Source organism: Klebsiella sp. KPN54798 (genome assembly GCF_021184225.1).
GTDB classification, from domain to species: Bacteria; Pseudomonadota; Gammaproteobacteria; order Enterobacterales; family Enterobacteriaceae; genus Klebsiella; species Klebsiella pneumoniae.
The window spans coordinates 2,788,909-2,804,632 of the sequence record NZ_CP089234.1 but is presented as its reverse complement, the minus strand read 5'-3'; the positions used below and the strand labels follow the sequence as shown (position 1 = coordinate 2,804,632).

General features: G+C 62.2%; 14 protein-coding genes. 9 read left to right on the top strand and 5 right to left on the bottom strand.

The features are described 5' to 3' along the window. Positions 1-30 precede the first annotated feature (30 nt). Positions 31-3,138 (bottom strand): beta-galactosidase, encoded by a 3,108-nt coding sequence (locus tag LPQ25_RS13590; RefSeq protein ID WP_014907638.1) that lies wholly within the window; start codon positions 3,136-3,138, stop codon positions 31-33. Positions 3,139-3,334: 196 nt separating this feature from the next. Here LPQ25_RS13590 and LPQ25_RS13585 point away from each other — a divergent pair, with 196 nt between their 5' ends. Continuing rightward, positions 3,335-4,399: a LacI family DNA-binding transcriptional regulator gene (locus LPQ25_RS13585; protein WP_004176254.1), complete on the top strand. Its 1,065-nt coding sequence runs from the start codon at positions 3,335-3,337 to the stop codon at positions 4,397-4,399. A gap of 254 nt (positions 4,400-4,653) precedes the next feature. After that, positions 4,654-5,094: a GNAT family N-acetyltransferase gene (locus LPQ25_RS13580; protein WP_004176252.1), complete on the top strand. Its 441-nt coding sequence runs from the start codon at positions 4,654-4,656 to the stop codon at positions 5,092-5,094. A 52-nt stretch (positions 5,095-5,146) separates the two neighbouring features. Here the strand turns inward: LPQ25_RS13580 and LPQ25_RS13575 are convergent, their stop codons facing one another. Together LPQ25_RS13575 and ftrA are read right to left on the bottom strand one after the other, a co-directional pair. Further along, on the bottom strand, positions 5,147-5,362 hold the full coding sequence (locus LPQ25_RS13575; protein ID WP_004205985.1) for a DUF4177 domain-containing protein: 216 nt from the start codon (positions 5,360-5,362) through the stop codon (positions 5,147-5,149). Then, positions 5,331-6,428 carry a transcriptional regulator FtrA gene (gene ftrA, locus LPQ25_RS13570; RefSeq protein ID WP_014907637.1) on the bottom strand — a complete coding sequence of 366 codons (1,098 nt, stop codon included), beginning with the start codon at positions 6,426-6,428 and terminating at the stop codon, positions 5,331-5,333. The genes LPQ25_RS13575 and ftrA overlap by 32 nt, the downstream gene beginning before the upstream one ends. 67 nt (positions 6,429-6,495) lie before the next feature. On the opposite strand from ftrA, the gene LPQ25_RS13565 reads away from it, so the two are divergent. From LPQ25_RS13565 to urtE, 7 genes are all read left to right on the top strand, one after another. Continuing rightward, complete coding sequence (locus LPQ25_RS13565) at positions 6,496-6,894, top strand: rhodanese-like domain-containing protein (RefSeq protein ID WP_002904247.1); 399 nt, start codon at positions 6,496-6,498, stop codon at positions 6,892-6,894. Between the two features lie 148 nt (positions 6,895-7,042). After that, positions 7,043-8,146, top strand: coding sequence for a cobalamin-independent methionine synthase II family protein (locus LPQ25_RS13560; RefSeq protein ID WP_004148338.1), 1,104 nt, complete (start codon positions 7,043-7,045; stop codon positions 8,144-8,146). 171 nt (positions 8,147-8,317) lie between these two features. Beyond that, complete coding sequence (gene urtA, locus LPQ25_RS13555) at positions 8,318-9,589, top strand: urea ABC transporter substrate-binding protein (RefSeq protein WP_234599465.1); 1,272 nt, start codon at positions 8,318-8,320, stop codon at positions 9,587-9,589. Positions 9,590-9,650: 61 nt separating this feature from the next. Further along, positions 9,651-11,225: an urea ABC transporter permease subunit UrtB gene (gene urtB, locus LPQ25_RS13550; RefSeq protein WP_234599464.1), complete on the top strand. Its 1,575-nt coding sequence runs from the start codon at positions 9,651-9,653 to the stop codon at positions 11,223-11,225. Further along, positions 11,225-12,298: an urea ABC transporter permease subunit UrtC gene (gene urtC, locus LPQ25_RS13545; RefSeq protein WP_004151617.1), complete on the top strand. Its 1,074-nt coding sequence runs from the start codon at positions 11,225-11,227 to the stop codon at positions 12,296-12,298. Before urtB ends, urtC begins: the two co-directional genes overlap by 1 nt. After that, complete coding sequence (gene urtD, locus LPQ25_RS13540; protein ID WP_065813472.1) at positions 12,298-13,095, top strand: urea ABC transporter ATP-binding protein UrtD; 798 nt, start codon at positions 12,298-12,300, stop codon at positions 13,093-13,095. Before urtC ends, urtD begins: the two co-directional genes overlap by 1 nt. 9 nt (positions 13,096-13,104) lie before the next feature. Beyond that, complete coding sequence (gene urtE, locus LPQ25_RS13535; RefSeq protein WP_004176246.1) at positions 13,105-13,803, top strand: urea ABC transporter ATP-binding subunit UrtE; 699 nt, start codon at positions 13,105-13,107, stop codon at positions 13,801-13,803. A gap of 35 nt (positions 13,804-13,838) precedes the next feature. Here urtE and LPQ25_RS13530 read toward each other — a convergent pair whose 3' ends face one another. Together LPQ25_RS13530 and ydeE are read right to left on the bottom strand one after the other, a co-directional pair. Then, positions 13,839-14,321 carry a helix-turn-helix domain-containing protein gene (locus LPQ25_RS13530; RefSeq protein WP_002904389.1) on the bottom strand — a complete coding sequence of 161 codons (483 nt, stop codon included), beginning with the start codon at positions 14,319-14,321 and terminating at the stop codon, positions 13,839-13,841. 129 nt (positions 14,322-14,450) lie between these two features. Next, positions 14,451-15,647, bottom strand: coding sequence for an efflux MFS transporter YdeE (gene ydeE / locus LPQ25_RS13525; protein ID WP_002904391.1), 1,197 nt, complete (start codon positions 15,645-15,647; stop codon positions 14,451-14,453). Positions 15,648-15,724: the final 77 nt, after the last annotated feature.

Here is a 15,724-nt window from a genome sequence, read left to right as displayed (position 1 = left end):
TTGTGGGGTGGGGGCTGTCGCCCCCACGGATTAAAAGCAACGCAATGAGACCTCGTACTGCCAGCGCGTTTGGCTCAGGAGCCACTGCGGCAGCACGCTGGGGGTCCAGGAGTCATCGCCTCCCACCCCCATATGCAGGCCGTCGAGGGTGATCCACACGCCGTCTTCGGCCTGCATCTTGTGCCAGTGGTCGGTCTCCATCAGCTGACGGGTGCTCCATGGCTGAACGGAGAAGTGGAAATGACCGCTGATGTGCCAGCGCCCCCAGTCCAGCGCCTGGGTATCACAGCGCAGGCCGTTTTCCGTCGGGAAGATATAGGGGGTGGTCATCGCCGCCAGCGGCTGCTCCCAGCGGGCGAAGCAGGCGCTGCTCCGCCGGTCGGGGTAGTTCTCATGCGGCCCCAGACCCAGCCAGCTCACCGGCGCCTGCTGATCCGCCACCTGGAAGTGCAGCCCGACCCGCGGCAGCGGCGGCAGGGTTTCCGCCCGTTCGCCGTCCACCGCCAACCGCAGGGTTCCGTCAGCAGTGAAGTGCATGCGCCAGTGGCTGACAATCACTACCTCTTCGCCGCGCAGGTAGTGCCAGCGGCAGTCGACGAGGGTTTCATTTGCCAGCCGCTGCGCATCGCACTGGACGCAGTGCGCCTCAAGATCGTACAGGCCGGCGCTTCTCCAGCGCTCCACCCAGGCGTTGGGGTCGATACGCTCTACTTCGCTGACCCCGATGTCGTTGTCGAGCGGCGCGCGAATAAACTGGTCACGCAGGGGGGTCAACAGCTGCTCCTGACCGCCAACCGACCAGCGGCTCAGCAGACCCGTCCGGCGATCGATGGTCCAGCATTGCGAACCGGCGCGGATCTGCCAGACCTCGTCGCTGACGATAAGATCCGGAGCGCCGGCAGAAACGGTGGGCGCCGGCAGCGCCAGCGGGGCGGGCAGGGGAAACTGTTGCCAGGCGACGCGGTGCTCCGCTTCTGACCAGGCGGTCGCCTGGGGCTGGGTCACCTCCAGCGTCAGCCACACCGCGCGGGCGCCTTCAGGCAGGATCAGGCTATCGAGCAGCGTTATCTCGTCGCTGCCCTCAGGGGGCAGCGCCAGGGTCAGGTCGCCGTGATACAGGGGTTCACCGGCCGCCTGCACCTGCCAGCGCAGCACTTCGTTATCGGTTGGGCGGAACAGGTATTCGCTGATGATGCGCACCCGCAGCGGCGAGGTCGACAGCAGCGTGAACTGAAAATACTGCTGGGCGTGCTTTGCCTCCACCAGCGACGGATGCGGCGTGCGATCGGGAAACACCAGACCGTTCATACAGAACTGGCGATCGTTAGGCTTATCACCAAAGTCGCCGCCATAGGCCCAGCCGACGCTGCCGTCGGCAAAGGTTTTGCGGATCGCCTGGTCGGCCCAGTCCCAGATAAACCCGCCCTGCAGCCGCGGGTACTCGCGAAAGGCCTGCCAGTAATCGGCGAAGTTGCCGAGGCTGTTGCCCATCGCGTGGGCGTACTCGCAAAGGATCAGCGGCCTCTGCTCACCGGGCAGGCTGATCCATTTTTTGATCCCCCATTTGGGGACCGCCGGGATCGGCTGGTCGCGTTCGACGCGGGCGTACATCGGACAGATAATATCGGTGGCGGTGGTATCCGCGCCGCCGCCCTCGTACTGCACCGGACGGCTCGGATCGTTGCGTTTCAGCCAGTGGTACAGCGCTTCGTGGTTGCCGCCACCGCCGGACTCGTTGCCCAGCGACCAGATGATAATGCACGGATGGTTGCGGTTGCTCTGTACCATCCGGGTGACGCGGGCGCTGAAGGCTGGCAGCCACGCCGGATCGTCGGACAGCCGATTCATCGGCACCATCCCGTGGGTTTCAATATTGGCTTCATCGACCACGTACAGACCGTAGCGGTTGCAGAGTTCATACCAGCGCGGCGCGTTGGGATAGTGCGAGCAGCGTACGGCGTTAAAGTTGTTCTGCTTCATCAACAGAATGTCCTGCACCATATCCGCCTCGGTGACCACCTGCCCGCGCAAATGATGATGCTCATGGCGGTTAACGCCGCGGATCAGCAGCGGTTTACCGTTGAGACGCAGCAGGCCATCGGCAATCTCGATGCGGCGAAAACCGATGTCCCACGCTTCGGCCTCCAGCAGTTCGTCGCCGCGCCACAGGGTGACCACGGCGCGATAACAGTTCGGGGTTTCCGCGCTCCAGTGCGCCGGCGTCGCCACCGCCAGGGAGAAATCGACCCGTTCCGCGTAGTGGCCGCGCTCATCCACCGTCGGGGTACCTAACGGCTGCCGCCCGGCGGCGATCTGCTCCTCGCCGCGCCACAGGCTAACCCCGACGCTGAGCCCGGCAAGCGCCGCCTCAGTCGCTTCGACGGTCGCCTGGACCTGCAGAGTGCCGTCGCGATAGAGGGCGTCAAGGGCTGGCGTCAACTGCACGTCGCATAGCCGTTGCTGCGGCTTATTCAGCAGCCATACCGAGCGGAAAATACCGCTCATCCGCCACATATCCTGGTCTTCCAGCCAGCTGCCGGCGCTCCAGCGCATGACCATCACGCACAGGCGGTTGTCGCCCGGACGCAGAAAGGGGCTGAGATCGAACGCCGCCGGCAGGCGACTGTCCTGCGAATAGCCGACCCACACGCCATTGCACCACAGATGAAACGCCGAGTTGACGCCATCGAAAATAATCTGCGTTTGCCCGTTCTCGCGCCATGTGTCCTCAACCGTAAAGTGCAGGGAGTAGCAGCCGGTCGGGTTATCCTCCGGCACCCGCGGTGGGGTGGTGTCGATGGGATAGCGGACGTTGGTGTAGATCGGCGCGTCATAGCCCTCCATCTGCCAGTTGGAAGGCACAGGCGTGCCGCGGCAGTCCGGTAGATCCTGCGTCAACCACTGCGCATCGACGGCAAACGGGCTACGGGCGTAAGAGAACTGCCACTCGCCGTCCAGTTGACGGCGGCGGGATGAAGGTAGGTTATCGCGGGCGGCAAGCTCATCGCGCCAGCTGGCGAAAACGGGATGCGCTGGCAGGCGGTTAAGGTGGGTAATGGTCTGGTTCTGCCAGTCTTCACGGGCGAGGACGGCGTGAAAGTCAGGAGTGTGGCTGCGGCCGGTATCGCTAATTTGCATATTAAACCCCGGTAAGTCAGAAATTGTCGTTCGCTAAACAGGATGGTTAACGTTATCGGGTAATTTGTTTTGTCCAGCAATCTCGGGGGAATCGAAATTAACAGACGATCACGAAAGCGGGGGAGAAGCGCTGTTTTTTGTCGCGCGTTAAACATAAATTGTTAGCGCACGACATTGTTATTGCTGAGGAGAAAAGATGCCGCGTCGTACCGCAACCCTGGAGGATGTCGCCCGCGCCGCGGGCGTGTCCCAGCAGACGGTCTCCCGGGTGCTGAACCGTCCTGAGGTGGTGTCAGCCCGCACCCGCGAGCAGGTGATCCGCGCGATGCAGGCGCTGCACTATGTGCCTAACCGCTCGGCGCAGCTGCTTGCCGGCAAAGCGGCGCCCTCCATCGGGCTGATTACCGCCTCGCTGACGCTGCACGCCCCCTCGCAGATCGCCGCCGCGATAAAGAGCCATGCCAGCCTGCATCAGCTGGAAGTGGCGATAGCGATGCCGGCGCAGGCCGATTTTGTCGCGCTGCAGGCCCGGCTGGACGAGCTGCGCGCCCAGCATATTCGCGGGGTGATCGTCAGTCTGCCGCTGGAGAGCGCCACTGCCGAGCGGCTGGTGCAAGACAATCCGGATATGGCCTGCCTGTTTCTCGATGTCTCCCCGGAGGCCGATGTCTGCTGCGTGCGCTTCGACCACCGCGACGGCTGCGGGGCCTGCGTGCGCCACCTGTGGGAGCTGGGGCATCGCGAATTTGGTCTGCTGGCGGGACCGGAAAGTTCGGTTTCCGCCCGTCTGCGTCTCGCCAGCTGGCGCGAGGCGTTGCACAGTCTGAATATTGCCCGCTCTACTACGGTGTTTGGCGACTGGAGCGCCGCCAGCGGCTGGCAGAAAACTTTCGAGCTCCTCCATCTGCAGCCGCGGATCAGCGCCATAGTGGTGGCAAACGATCAGATGGCGCTCGGCGTGCTCAGCGCGCTGGCCCAGCTCAATCGCAGCGGCAGCCGGGCAGTATCGGTGACCGGCTACGATGACACCGCCGACAGCCTTTACTTCCAGCCGCCGCTCACCACGGTGGCGCAGGACTTCGATCTGTTGGGCAAAAGGGCGGTGGAGCGGCTGATTGCCCTGATGGCGGCCCCGCAGCTGCGGATCCGCGAGCTGCTGCCGACCCGGCTCATCGTGCGCCAGTCGGCCTGGCCTGTCGCCGCCGCGGAGGACCGGCAGCAGACCCTGGCGCAGCTGAAAGCGCTGGTGGAGAAGCTTTAGCTGCTGGTCGTTGAGGCTTTATTGAAGTTGAGCATGCTAACTTCGGCAGCAAACGTAGAGAGGTAAAGCTTATCTGTCTGCGAAAAATGCAAAACACAATCTATCCATGCAAGCATTGATTTACCGCCAGTCATATGGCGGTTTTTTTTTGCCCCTTCCACCCTGTACCGACTGCTTCAGTCCGGCTTTCCATCTGGCATATCCTGCCGCGGCATGCTAGATCTTGCTTCCGGGAGACGACGGGAGACAAGGTCATGATGGTGATTGAGGGTAAAGAGGCGATCGCGCGGGTGGACTGGCAGCGAGTGCGAACGATCATCGCCGAGGCCGGGCTGAATGAGCGTGATGTTCAGCAACTGGAGCAGGCGTTCCGCCAGAGCACCTTCTGCTGGTTTGGCTATGAGAACGGTCAGCTGATTGCCGTGGCGCGAGCCATCAGCGACTGCACCTGGAGCAGCTATCTGGCGGATGTGGCGATCGTCCCCGCTCGTCAGGGACAGGGCTACGGGCAACAGCTGATGCTGGCCATCCGGGAGCAACTCCTGCCCTTTGGCAAAATATTTATCTATGCGGTGGCCGATAAAATTACGTTTTATCAGCGCTTTGGCTTTGCCATGTTGACTACCGGCATGGTCTGCGCCAGCGAGGAAGGCATGCAGAAAATGCAGGAGCAGGGCTATATCCGTCAGCCCTGAAAGGTGACGCTTAGAAACGCCTGGCTTAAACGTGTAAACCAGGCGCAGGCTGTCAGAGGGGGCGTTCGAGCACGAAAAGATACGCTTCCCGCGACCAGAACAGGGCGGTACGGCGGCGCTCCACCGACATGGTTTTCACTTCCCATCCCTCACGGGTATAGCTGCTGAGAAACTGGCTCATTTTGTCAGGGTCGGCCTTGGCTTCGCCAAAAAACAGACTGCCCAGCAGCCCCTCTTTATAGATCACTACCCGACACTCTTTCTTCATCATCGACCCTCCTGGCGACCGGTTTACTGTGGCCGTCTATTGTCCGTGGCTGCGACGATTTTGCAATCGGAGAAGGCGTAAACTGTTTACGGTACTGCAGCGGGCTGAGCGCGAAGTGCTGGCGAAAATGGTGGCGCAGGGTGCCGGCGCTGGCAAACCCGCAGCGCTCAGCGATCTGATCGATGCCCATCGTGCTCTCCGTCAGGTGCTGGCGGGCGCGCAGCAGTCGTTCCTCCAGCAGCCAGCGGGCGGGCGTTTTACCGGTGGCCTCCTCAAAGCGGCGCAAAAAGGTGCGCGTCCCCATGCCGGCGCGCTGGGCGAGGGAAGCGACGGTATGGCTGGCGGCAAGATGCTGGTGCAGATAGTCAAACAGCTGACCGAGGCGCAGGCTCTCCCGGCTGCGGGCTACCGGGCGCAGGACATGCTGCGCCTGACCGCCGTCGCGATGGGGAGAGACGACCAGGCGGCGGGCGACGACGTTGGCGGCTTCGCTGCCGAAATCTTCACGCACCAGATGCAGACAAAGGTCGATCCCCGCCGCGCTGCCGGCGGAAGTCATCAGCAAAGCATCGCCCACGTAAAGGACGTCCTCCACCACCTGGATCTGCGGAAAACGGGACTGCAGCGCCGCGGTGTAGCGCCAGTGGGTTGTCGCCTGGCGGCCATTGAGCAGCCCGGCGGCGGCGAGAACGAACACCCCGGAACAGATAGAAATAATCCGACATCCGCGGGCGTGGGCGGAAGCCAGCGCGGCGCACAGCGCCTCGGGGACCGGGGCGTCGACGCCGCGCCAGCCGGGGATCACAATCGTATCCGCCTGGGCGAGAAGTTCAGGACCGCCGTCGGTCATCAGGCGGATGCCGCCGGTGGCGCACAGCGGCCCTTCATCGACGGCGGCGACGGCGAACTGGTACCAGTTGTCGCCCATTTCCGGGCGCGGCAGGCCGAAGATCTCCACGGCTACGCCAAACTCAAAGGTGCACAGGCCATCGTAGGCGAGGGCGACCACCTGATGACGTGACGGTGTCACAGAAGGGGTTGTCAGGATGTTAGCGTTTTCTGTCATGGTTGTCGGCAGATCAAGGTGATGGGCGTCAGTAAAGTAGTGTTATCACAGACAAGGAGAAGACGCCATGAGTGTAGTAACCCAATTTCCCCCTGCCACCTCCGCTGAGGCTATCCGCTGGTTCAGCCATAAGCTGCATCTTGAGACCGACTGCGCCGATGTGCACAGCGCCCAGCGTGCCGGCGAGGTCGACTTTGTCCTGCTGCACGTGGTCGGCAGCGAGGAAGCTTTCGCCAGACGTCACCTGCCAGGCGCGCAGCATCTCCCGCACAGCCAGATCACCGCCGAGCGAATGGCGGCCTGGCCGGCGGAGACCCTCTTTGTGGTCTACTGCGCCGGGCCGCACTGCAACGGCGCTGACGTTGCCGCGCTGAAGCTGGCCGAGCTGGGGCGGCCGGTGAAAATGATGCTCGGCGGACTCACCGGCTGGGAAGATGAGGGCTATGCGTTTGTTTCCGGTAAATGAAAATTTTTCATGTACCATGAAATATTCTCGTTTGCGACCCACCACTCTGCATGCCAGTATCTGGACATATAGCCATCCAGAAGTCTAAAAATTCAAATAATGAACTATCACGGTGGGCAACTAACGCGCCCACCGCTAAGGAGACAGCATGCAACGTCAACAGGCCCCGTTCCGCGCAGACATCGTCGGCAGTTTTTTGCGCCCGGACAGCATTAAACAGGCGCGTCAGCAGCTGGCTGAGGGGATTATCGACGCCGCTCAGCTACGCGAGATTGAGAATAACGCGATCCGTCATCTGGTTCAGCAGCAATGCGACTGCGGCCTGCATGTGGTCACCGACGGTGAGTTTCGTCGCGCATGGTGGCATTTCGATTTCTTCGATGGCCTGCAGGGCGTTGAACGTTACGATGCCGAGCAGGGGATCCAGTTCAACGGCGTGCAGACCAAAGCGCACGGCGTTCGCGTCACCGGCAAGCTGGCGTTTGGCGACCACCCGATGCTGGAGGATTTCCGCTATCTGAAAAGCATCAGCGGCGACGCGCAGCCGAAGATGACCATTCCCAGCCCGAGCGTGCTGCACTTCCGCGGCGGGCGGAAAGATATTGATGCCACGGTCTACCCGGATCTTAGCGACTACTTCGACGATCTGGCCACCACCTGGCGCGACGCCATCCGCGCGTTTTATGACGCCGGCTGCCGCTATCTGCAGCTGGACGATACCGTGTGGGCCTATCTGTGCTCCGATGCCCAGCGCCAGCAGGTACGTGAGCGCGGCGAGGATCCGGATGCGCTGGCGCGTATTTATGCCCGGGTGCTGAACCAGGCGCTGGAGGGTAAGCCGGCCGATCTGACGGTGGGCTTGCACGTCTGCCGGGGTAACTTCCGTTCAACCTGGATCTCGGAAGGCGGTTACGAGCCGGTTGCCGAGGTGCTGTTTGGCAGCGTTAATGTCGATGCCTTCTTCCTGGAGTACGACAACGACCGCTCCGGGGATTTCGCGCCGCTGCGCTTTATTCGTCCCGGCCATCAGCAGGTGGTCCTCGGGCTGATCACCACCAAAAACGGCGAGCTGGAGAATCCGCAGGGGGTAAAAGCGCGACTCGCCGAGGCTGCGCAGTATGTGCCGCTCGAGCAGATCTGCCTCAGCCCGCAGTGCGGTTTCGCCTCCACTGAAGAGGGGAATGCCCTCAGCGAAGACCAACAATGGCAAAAGGTCCGTCTGGTGACCTCCATCGCCGCCGACGTCTGGTAATTGCTTTCTTAGCGCAGCGTTGCACCGTGATGAGGCAACGCTGCCATCCTCTTCGCCACTATCGCCCACCTGCTCCGCATCCTGCTGTTTTCACAACCTGGCACCTTTTTTGCCTTATCACCTCTGGTTAGCTGTTAATTCTTTATTTTTTGCGCTACTCAGGAGTGAATCATGCAACGTAGAACGTTATTAAAAGCTTTTGCACTCTCCGCCTCTGTTATGGCTATGGGTCTCTCCTTTCAGGCCTATGCCGCCGACGCCATCAAAGTCGGGATCATGCATTCGCTCTCCGGGACGATGGCGATTTCCGAAACGCCGCTGAAAGACGTCGCGCTGATGGCCATCGACGACATCAACGCCAAAGGCGGGGTGCTGGGCAAGAAACTGGAGCCGGTGGTGGTCGACCCGGCCTCCAACTGGCCGCTGTTTGCCGAGAAGGCGCGCCAGCTGCTGGCCCAGGATAAAGTGGCGGTGGTGTTTGGCTGCTGGACGTCGGTCTCGCGTAAATCGGTCCTGCCGGTGTTTGAGGAACTGAACGGCCTGCTGTTCTACCCGGTGCAGTACGAAGGGGAAGAGATGTCCCCCAACGTCTTCTATACCGGCGCGGCGCCTAACCAGCAGGCTATCCCGGCGGTGGAATACCTGCTGAGCGAGGACGGCGGCGGCGCTAAACGTTTCTTTCTGCTGGGGACGGACTACGTCTATCCGCGCACCACCAACAAGATCCTCCGCGCCTTTCTGCATGCCAAAGGGATCCAGGACAAAGATATCGAGGAGGTCTACACCCCGTTCGGCTACAGCGATTACCAGACCATCGTCGCCAATATCAAAAAATTCGCCGCCGGTGGCAAAACGGCAGTGGTCTCCACCATCAATGGCGATTCCAACGTACCGTTCTACAAAGAGCTGGCTAACCAGGGTCTGAAAGCGACCGATGTACCGGTGGTGGCGTTCTCGGTGGGGGAAGAGGAGCTGCGCGGCATCGATACCAAACCGCTGGTCGGCAACCTCGCGGCATGGAACTACTTTGAGTCCGTCGATAATCCGACCAACAAAGCCTTTGTCGCCGATTATCGCGCGTATGCCAAAGCGCACAAGCTGCCGAATGCCGATACGGTGGTGACCAACGATCCGATGGAAGCGACCTGGGTGGGCCTGCATATGTGGGCGCAGGCGGTGACCAAAGCGGGCACCACCGATGTTGACAAAGTACGCGAGGCGATGGCCGGGCAGACCTTCAACGCGCCGTCCGGATTTACCCTGACCATGGATGCCACCAACCACCATCTGCATAAGCCGGTGATGATCGGTGAAATTGAAGGCAACGGCCAGTTCAACGTGGTCTGGCAGACCGATGAGCCCGTTCGCGCGCAGCCGTGGAGTCCGTGGATCCCCGGTAACGATAAGAAACCTGACCATCCGGTGAGAACCGTCAGCCAGTAAGCGCCACGGCCGGCGGGGCTGGAGCATAGCGCCCGTCGGCCGCTGACCAGAGGAGAACGACATGAACGCATTGCGTCTCATGAATGTGTTGGCGCTATTGCTGACCTTGCTGCCATGGCGGGCGCAGGCCGCGGAGGCGGACGACTTCGTTGCCGCCAGTCGCAGCCAGCAGGCGCAGCTGTTGAGCCAGTGGGCGGCAGCGCCGCAGGCGGATCGTCTGCCGCTGCTGCGGGCGTTGACCACCGAGAGCCTGGTGATGGACGACGGAAAACATGCTTTCCGCACCCGACTGGGCGGATTACAGCCATTGGGCGCTGTCGCCGCGCCGCAGGGCGAAACCCGGCCGGTCCGTCTGACCAACCGGCTGCGCAATCTGGCTGCCGGCGCGCTGGCCAGCCACCTTATTTTAAGTGACAACGTCACAGAGCGAGCTTCCGCCGCACGAACGCTACAGCGGGAAGCGACCCCGGCCATGGCCGCGCTGCTGCAACAGCGGCTGCAGGCGGAAACCAATGATAAGGTGCGGGGCCTGCTGGAGGTGGCGCTGGCGCGCCTGCAGCTCACTCAGCCTGAAGCCAGCGCGCGGCTGGCCGCCGTGACGCTGCTCGGTCATTCCGCGGACCCGGAAACCCAGGCGCTGCTGATCCCCTTTACCGATGCCCAGCATGAGCCGGATGCGGCGGTGCGCGAGGCGGCCAGCGATAGCCTGCAAAAGATCAAACATCGTCTGCTGCTCGGCGATCTGTTGGGCCAGGCCTTTATGGGGCTGTCACTGGGATCGGTGCTGCTGCTGGCCGCGCTGGGGCTGGCGATCACCTATGGCCTGCTGGGGGTGATTAACATGGCCCACGGTGAGATGTTAATGATCGGCGCCTACAGCTGCTGGCTGGTACAGCAGGCGCTGGCGCAGCTCGCGCCGCAATGGCTTGCCTTTTATCCGCTGGTCGCGCTGCCGGTGGCGTTTCTGGTGACCGCCGGGATCGGCATGGCGCTGGAGCGCACCATTATTCGTCATCTGTATGGTCGGCCGCTGGAAACGCTGCTCGCCACCTGGGGGATCAGCCTGATGCTTATCCAGCTGGTGAGGATGCTGTTTGGCGCGCAGAACGTGGAGGTGGCAAACCCGGCCTGGCTCTCCGGCGGCGTGCAGGTCCTGCCGAACCTGATCCTGCCGTGCAACCGGCTGGCGGTGCTGGCGTTCGTCCTGCTGGTGCTGTGTTTTACCTGGCTCATCCTGAACCGTACCCGTCTGGGGATGAACGTCCGCGCCGTGACGCAGAACCGGGCGATGGCCGCCTGCTGCGGCGTGCCTACCGGGCGGGTGGATATGCTGGCCTTTGGCCTCGGCTCTGGTATTGCCGGGCTGGGCGGCGTGGCGCTGTCGCAGCTTGGCAACGTCGGGCCTGAACTAGGTCAGGGATACATCATCGACTCGTTTCTGGTGGTGGTGCTCGGCGGCGTCGGCCAGCTGGCCGGCAGCGTGGCGGCGGCCTTTGGGCTGGGCATTTTCAACAAAATTCTCGAACCGCAAATGGGCGCTGTGCTGGGCAAGATCCTGATCCTGGTGATGATTATTCTGTTTATTCAGAAACGCCCGCAGGGTCTGTTCGCGCTGAAAGGGAGGGTTATTGACTAATGAGCCAACCAATCACCTTAACGCTGGCGCAGCGCGCGCCGCGGCCTCTGCGCTGGCTGGGGATCCTGCTGGTGCTGGGGCTGCTGTGTATGCCATTCCTGGCGCTGCTGCCGGCCTCGCATCCGCTGGCGGTGCCGAGCTGGCTGCTGACGCTGAGCGGCAAAATCCTCTGCTACGCCATTGTGGCGGTGGCGCTGGATCTGGTCTGGGGCTACGCGGGTATGCTGTCGCTGGGGCACGGGATTTTCTTTGCCCTCGGCGGGTACGCCATGGGGATGTACCTGATGCGCCAGGCGGCGGGGGACGGTCTACCGGCGTTTATGTCTTTTCTCTCCTGGAGCGAGCTGCCCTGGTTCTGGTGGGGCACGCAGCATTTCGCCTGGGCGATGGCGCTGGTGGTGCTGGTTCCCGGTCTGCTGGCCCTGGTTTTCGGCTGGTTTGCCTTTCGCTCGAAGATCAAAGGGGTCTATTTCTCGATCATGACCCAGGCCCTGACCTATGCCGGTATGCTGCTGTTCTTTCGCAACGAGACCGGGTTTGGCGGGAATAACGGCTTCACCGGTTTTACCACGCTGCTGGGCTTTCCTGTCACCGCCACCGGCACCCGCGCCAGCCTGTTTATGGCCACGGTTTTGCTGCTGTTGCTGACGCTGTGGCTGGGCGCGGCGCTGGCGCAGAGTAAGTTTGGCCGGATCCTCACCGCGGTGCGTGACGCCGAAAACCGACTGATGTTCTGCGGGTACGACCCGCGCGGCTTCAAGCTGCTGGTGTGGACGCTGTCGGCGGTGCTCTGCGGTCTGGCGGGGGCGTTATATGTCCCGCAGGTGGGGATCATCAACCCCAGCGAAATGTCGCCGACCAACTCCATCGAGGCCGCCATCTGGGTGGCGCTCGGCGGGCGCGGCACCCTGATTGGCCCGGTGCTTGGCGCCGGATTGGTCAACGGTGCGAAAAGCATTTTCACCGTGGCGATGCCAGAGTACTGGCAGCTGTTTCTCGGCCTCATCTTCATCATTGTGACCCTGTTTTTACCCCGCGGGGTGATGGGCCTGCTGCGTCGAGGAGACCGCTAATGCAACCGGATGAAGGACTATTTACCCGCCAGCTGCCCGGCGATCGCTTTCGCGAACAAACCGATCCGGTGCTGCAGCTGGAGAACATCAACGTCAGCTTTGACGGTTTCCGGGCGCTGACGGATCTGTCGCTGGCGATAGGCGTCGGCGAACTGCGCTGTGTGATCGGCCCCAACGGGGCGGGCAAGACCACCCTGATGGACGTGATCACCGGCAAGACCCGGCCGCAGAGCGGCAAAGCGCTCTATGACCAGTCGGTGGATCTGACCACTCTTGACCCGGTGGCCATCGCCCGCCAGGGCATCGGGCGCAAGTTTCAGAAGCCGACGGTCTTCGAAGCGCTGACGGTGGCGGAAAATCTCGCCCTGGCGATGAAGGGGGATAAATCGGTGTGGGCCAGCCTGCGCGCCCGGATGAGCAGCGAACAGGACGATCGGCTGAATGAGGTGCTGCGCCTGCTGCGTCTTGACGGCGAGCGCTACCGCCAGGCCGGTCTGCTGTCCCATGGTCAGAAACAGTTTCTTGAGATCGGCATGCTGCTGGTGCAGGAGCCGCATCTGCTGCTGCTTGATGAGCCGGCGGCCGGCATGACCGATGCGGAAACGGAGTATACGGCGGAGCTGTTTCGTACCCTGGCCGGACAGCACTCCCTGATGGTGGTGGAGCACGACATGGGATTTGTCGAGACCATCGCCGACCGGGTGACGGTCCTGCATCAGGGCCAGGTGCTGGCGGAGGGAGCGCTGCGGGAGGTGCAGGCCAATGAGCAGGTCATTGAAGTTTATCTGGGACGTTAAGGAGCGCCAATGTTACAGGTGAGTCAGTTACATCAATACTACGGCGGCAGCCATATTTTACGCGGGGTGGATTTTTCCGCCCGCCAGGGCGAAGTCACCTGCCTGCTGGGGCGCAATGGCGTCGGTAAGACCACGCTGCTGAAATGCCTGATGGGGCTGATCCCGGCGCGCAGCGGTGAGGTACGCTGGCAGGATCAGAACATCACCCATCGCAAACCGCACCAGCGGGTGCAGGCCGGGGTCGCCTACGTTCCCCAGGGGCGCGAGATATTTCCGCGCCTGACGGTGGAAGAAAACCTGCTGATGGGGCTGTCGCGCTTTCCCGCCCGCGAAGCGCAGCAGGTGCCGGAGGAGATCTACCAGCTTTTCCCGGTGCTCAGGACCATGAAGCAGCGGCGAGGCGGTGACTTATCCGGCGGCCAGCAGCAGCAGCTGGCGATCGGCCGCGCGCTGGCCAGCCGCCCACAGCTGCTGATCCTTGATGAACCCACCGAGGGGATCCAGCCCTCGGTCATCAAAGAGATTGGCGAGGTGATCCGCCAGCTGGCGAGCCGCGGAGACATGGCGATCCTGCTGGTGGAGCAGTTCTATGACTTTGCCGCCGGACTGGCGGACCACTACCTGGTGATGTCGCGCGGCGCCATCGTCCAGCAAGGCAAGGGTGGTGATATGGAGAGCGACGGCGTGCGCGCGATGGTGACCATCTGACCATGCCGGCGGCGGTCGCGCCGCCGGTTTGCGGCCTATTTGCGCAGCAGCCGCTGCAGGCGCGCCTGGCGCCAGTTTTTAATCCATTCGCCGAACACGAACAGGCGTAATCCTCTCACCACCAGCAGGGCGCCCCAGATCAGGGCGACCCAGCCGGACCAGTAGTACTGTGGATTAGTGAAGCGGTTAAGCACCGCCAGCAGCACGCAAACCACCAGCGCCACCGACAGCGAACGGAAAAAGCGGCTCTCCTGATGCACCCGCGCTTTGGCTTCCTCTATGCGCAGATCCAGTGAGGCTTCCTGGCCCGGCGCGTCTTCCCGCCGGGCTTCGCCGCCGATCTCGGCCACCGTCACTTCAAAGACCGCGGCGAGGGCGCTGAGGGTTTCCAGCCCCGGGCGTTCGCCATTCTCAATGCGCTGGATCGTGCGGACGCTGAGACCCGCCATTTCGGCCAGCTGCTCCTGGGACCAGGCGCGCTGCAGCCGTAATTGTTTGACCTGATTGTTGCTGTTCATATTCGTATGCTCCATAACGTTCTGCGGATGTAAACCTGTGATGGAGTATGGTGAACCGGGCCGCCAGCCACCACGACAGCGACCCGACAACGGCCCGACAGCAACCTGACAGCCGCATGCCAGCTGGCGTCAGGCGTTGGCCAGCGGAGAATCCGGTTGCCAGGGGCGGGCATTGATCCCGCGAAAAATCATCAGCCAGGCGGCGACAATCGCCACGATAAGAATGACAAAAAGCGACCAGTGCGGCAGATGGGTGAGGATCAACCCCGTCAGCATCGGGTTGAATGCCGCCCCCAGCCACCCCAGCGACTGGGCGGAGAAGTAGCTGGCCTTCATCCCCGGCGGGGCAATATGGTCAATCAGCATATACTCCCCGGGGGCATAAATCACTTCCCCGAGGGTGAAGATCGCCGCCGAGATCCCCCACGCCCACAGGCTGGCGCCAGAGAACATAAAGCCCACAAGGCCGATCACAAAGCAGACGGTGCCGAAGGTCATCAGCGGGCGGATATTTCTCGCGCTCAGCCGCCGGCCAACCGCATACTGCAGAGCAACCACCACCGCGGCGTTGACCGGCAGCACCACGGCCACCACTTTCTCGGCGAAATCGCTGCTGGCGACCACCAGCACATACTGCGAGAGACAGGAGGCGAAGGCGCCGCCGACGAAGGAGGCCAGCAGCCCGGAGCAGGTAAACCACAGCAGCGCCCGGTCGCGCAGCAACACCGAAGGCGACCAGGGCGCGGCGCCCGGCTGGGCCGCGGCGGCGCCATCCCGCTGAAGAAACAGCTGAATAAACACCAGCGGAAAGGCGGCGCAGGCGGCCGCCAGCCAGAACGGCAAATTGATACTGTGCATTACCAGCAGGGTGCCGATGGGCGGCCCAACGGTCCAGCCGATGTTGAGGATGGTGTAGTTCAGCGAGAAGATGCGCGCTTTTTTCTCTGCCGTCAGCCGGTCGGCGAACCAGGCTTTCAGGACGGTGGAAAAGACCGAGTAGGCGCAGTTGATCAGTGCAAAGAAGATCACCACCAGGGGGGCGTTATTGACCAGCGGTATTGCGCTGAAGCCGAGAATAAACACCAGCACTGACCACACCATATAGCGCTTTTTATCGAACCTGTCAGCGAGGATGCCAAAACCCATGCTGAACAACACCCCAACCACCAGCGCCAGCGACAGGGCATAGCCAATCACATCCACCTCCAGCTGAAAGCGTCGGGTGAGATAGATGGTCATAAACGGCAGTGTGGCCCCGCGGCCGATAGTCAACAGTAACGACGATGCCAGCAGCGCGATGGTGGAGCGCCGGAGAGTGGTGATCATGATTTCCTTGCCTGTCATGTTGTTATAATTTTATGTCTTCGATCACAAATAACACGGCCATTACGCCTTGTACAGGT

Bases quoted from the DNA above. Each gene is read 5' to 3' on its own strand.
- LPQ25_RS13590 (WP_014907638.1), bottom strand. From the start codon at position 3,138: ATGCAAATTAGCGATACCGGCCGCAGCCACACTCCTGACTTTCACGCC.
- LPQ25_RS13585 (WP_004176254.1), top strand. From the start codon at position 3,335: ATGCCGCGTCGTACCGCAACCCTGGAGGATGTCGCCCGCGCCGCGGGC.
- LPQ25_RS13580 (WP_004176252.1), top strand. From the start codon at position 4,654: ATGATGGTGATTGAGGGTAAAGAGGCGATCGCGCGGGTGGACTGGCAG.
- LPQ25_RS13575 (WP_004205985.1), bottom strand. From the start codon at position 5,362: ATGAAGAAAGAGTGTCGGGTAGTGATCTATAAAGAGGGGCTGCTGGGC.
- ftrA (WP_014907637.1), bottom strand. From the start codon at position 6,428: ATGACAGAAAACGCTAACATCCTGACAACCCCTTCTGTGACACCGTCA.
- LPQ25_RS13565 (WP_002904247.1), top strand. From the start codon at position 6,496: ATGAGTGTAGTAACCCAATTTCCCCCTGCCACCTCCGCTGAGGCTATC.
- LPQ25_RS13560 (WP_004148338.1), top strand. From the start codon at position 7,043: ATGCAACGTCAACAGGCCCCGTTCCGCGCAGACATCGTCGGCAGTTTT.
- urtA (WP_234599465.1), top strand. From the start codon at position 8,318: ATGCAACGTAGAACGTTATTAAAAGCTTTTGCACTCTCCGCCTCTGTT.
- urtB (WP_234599464.1), top strand. From the start codon at position 9,651: ATGAACGCATTGCGTCTCATGAATGTGTTGGCGCTATTGCTGACCTTG.
- urtC (WP_004151617.1), top strand. From the start codon at position 11,225: ATGAGCCAACCAATCACCTTAACGCTGGCGCAGCGCGCGCCGCGGCCT.
- urtD (WP_065813472.1), top strand. From the start codon at position 12,298: ATGCAACCGGATGAAGGACTATTTACCCGCCAGCTGCCCGGCGATCGC.
- urtE (WP_004176246.1), top strand. From the start codon at position 13,105: ATGTTACAGGTGAGTCAGTTACATCAATACTACGGCGGCAGCCATATT.
- LPQ25_RS13530 (WP_002904389.1), bottom strand. From the start codon at position 14,321: ATGAACAGCAACAATCAGGTCAAACAATTACGGCTGCAGCGCGCCTGG.
- ydeE (WP_002904391.1), bottom strand. From the start codon at position 15,647: ATGATCACCACTCTCCGGCGCTCCACCATCGCGCTGCTGGCATCGTCG.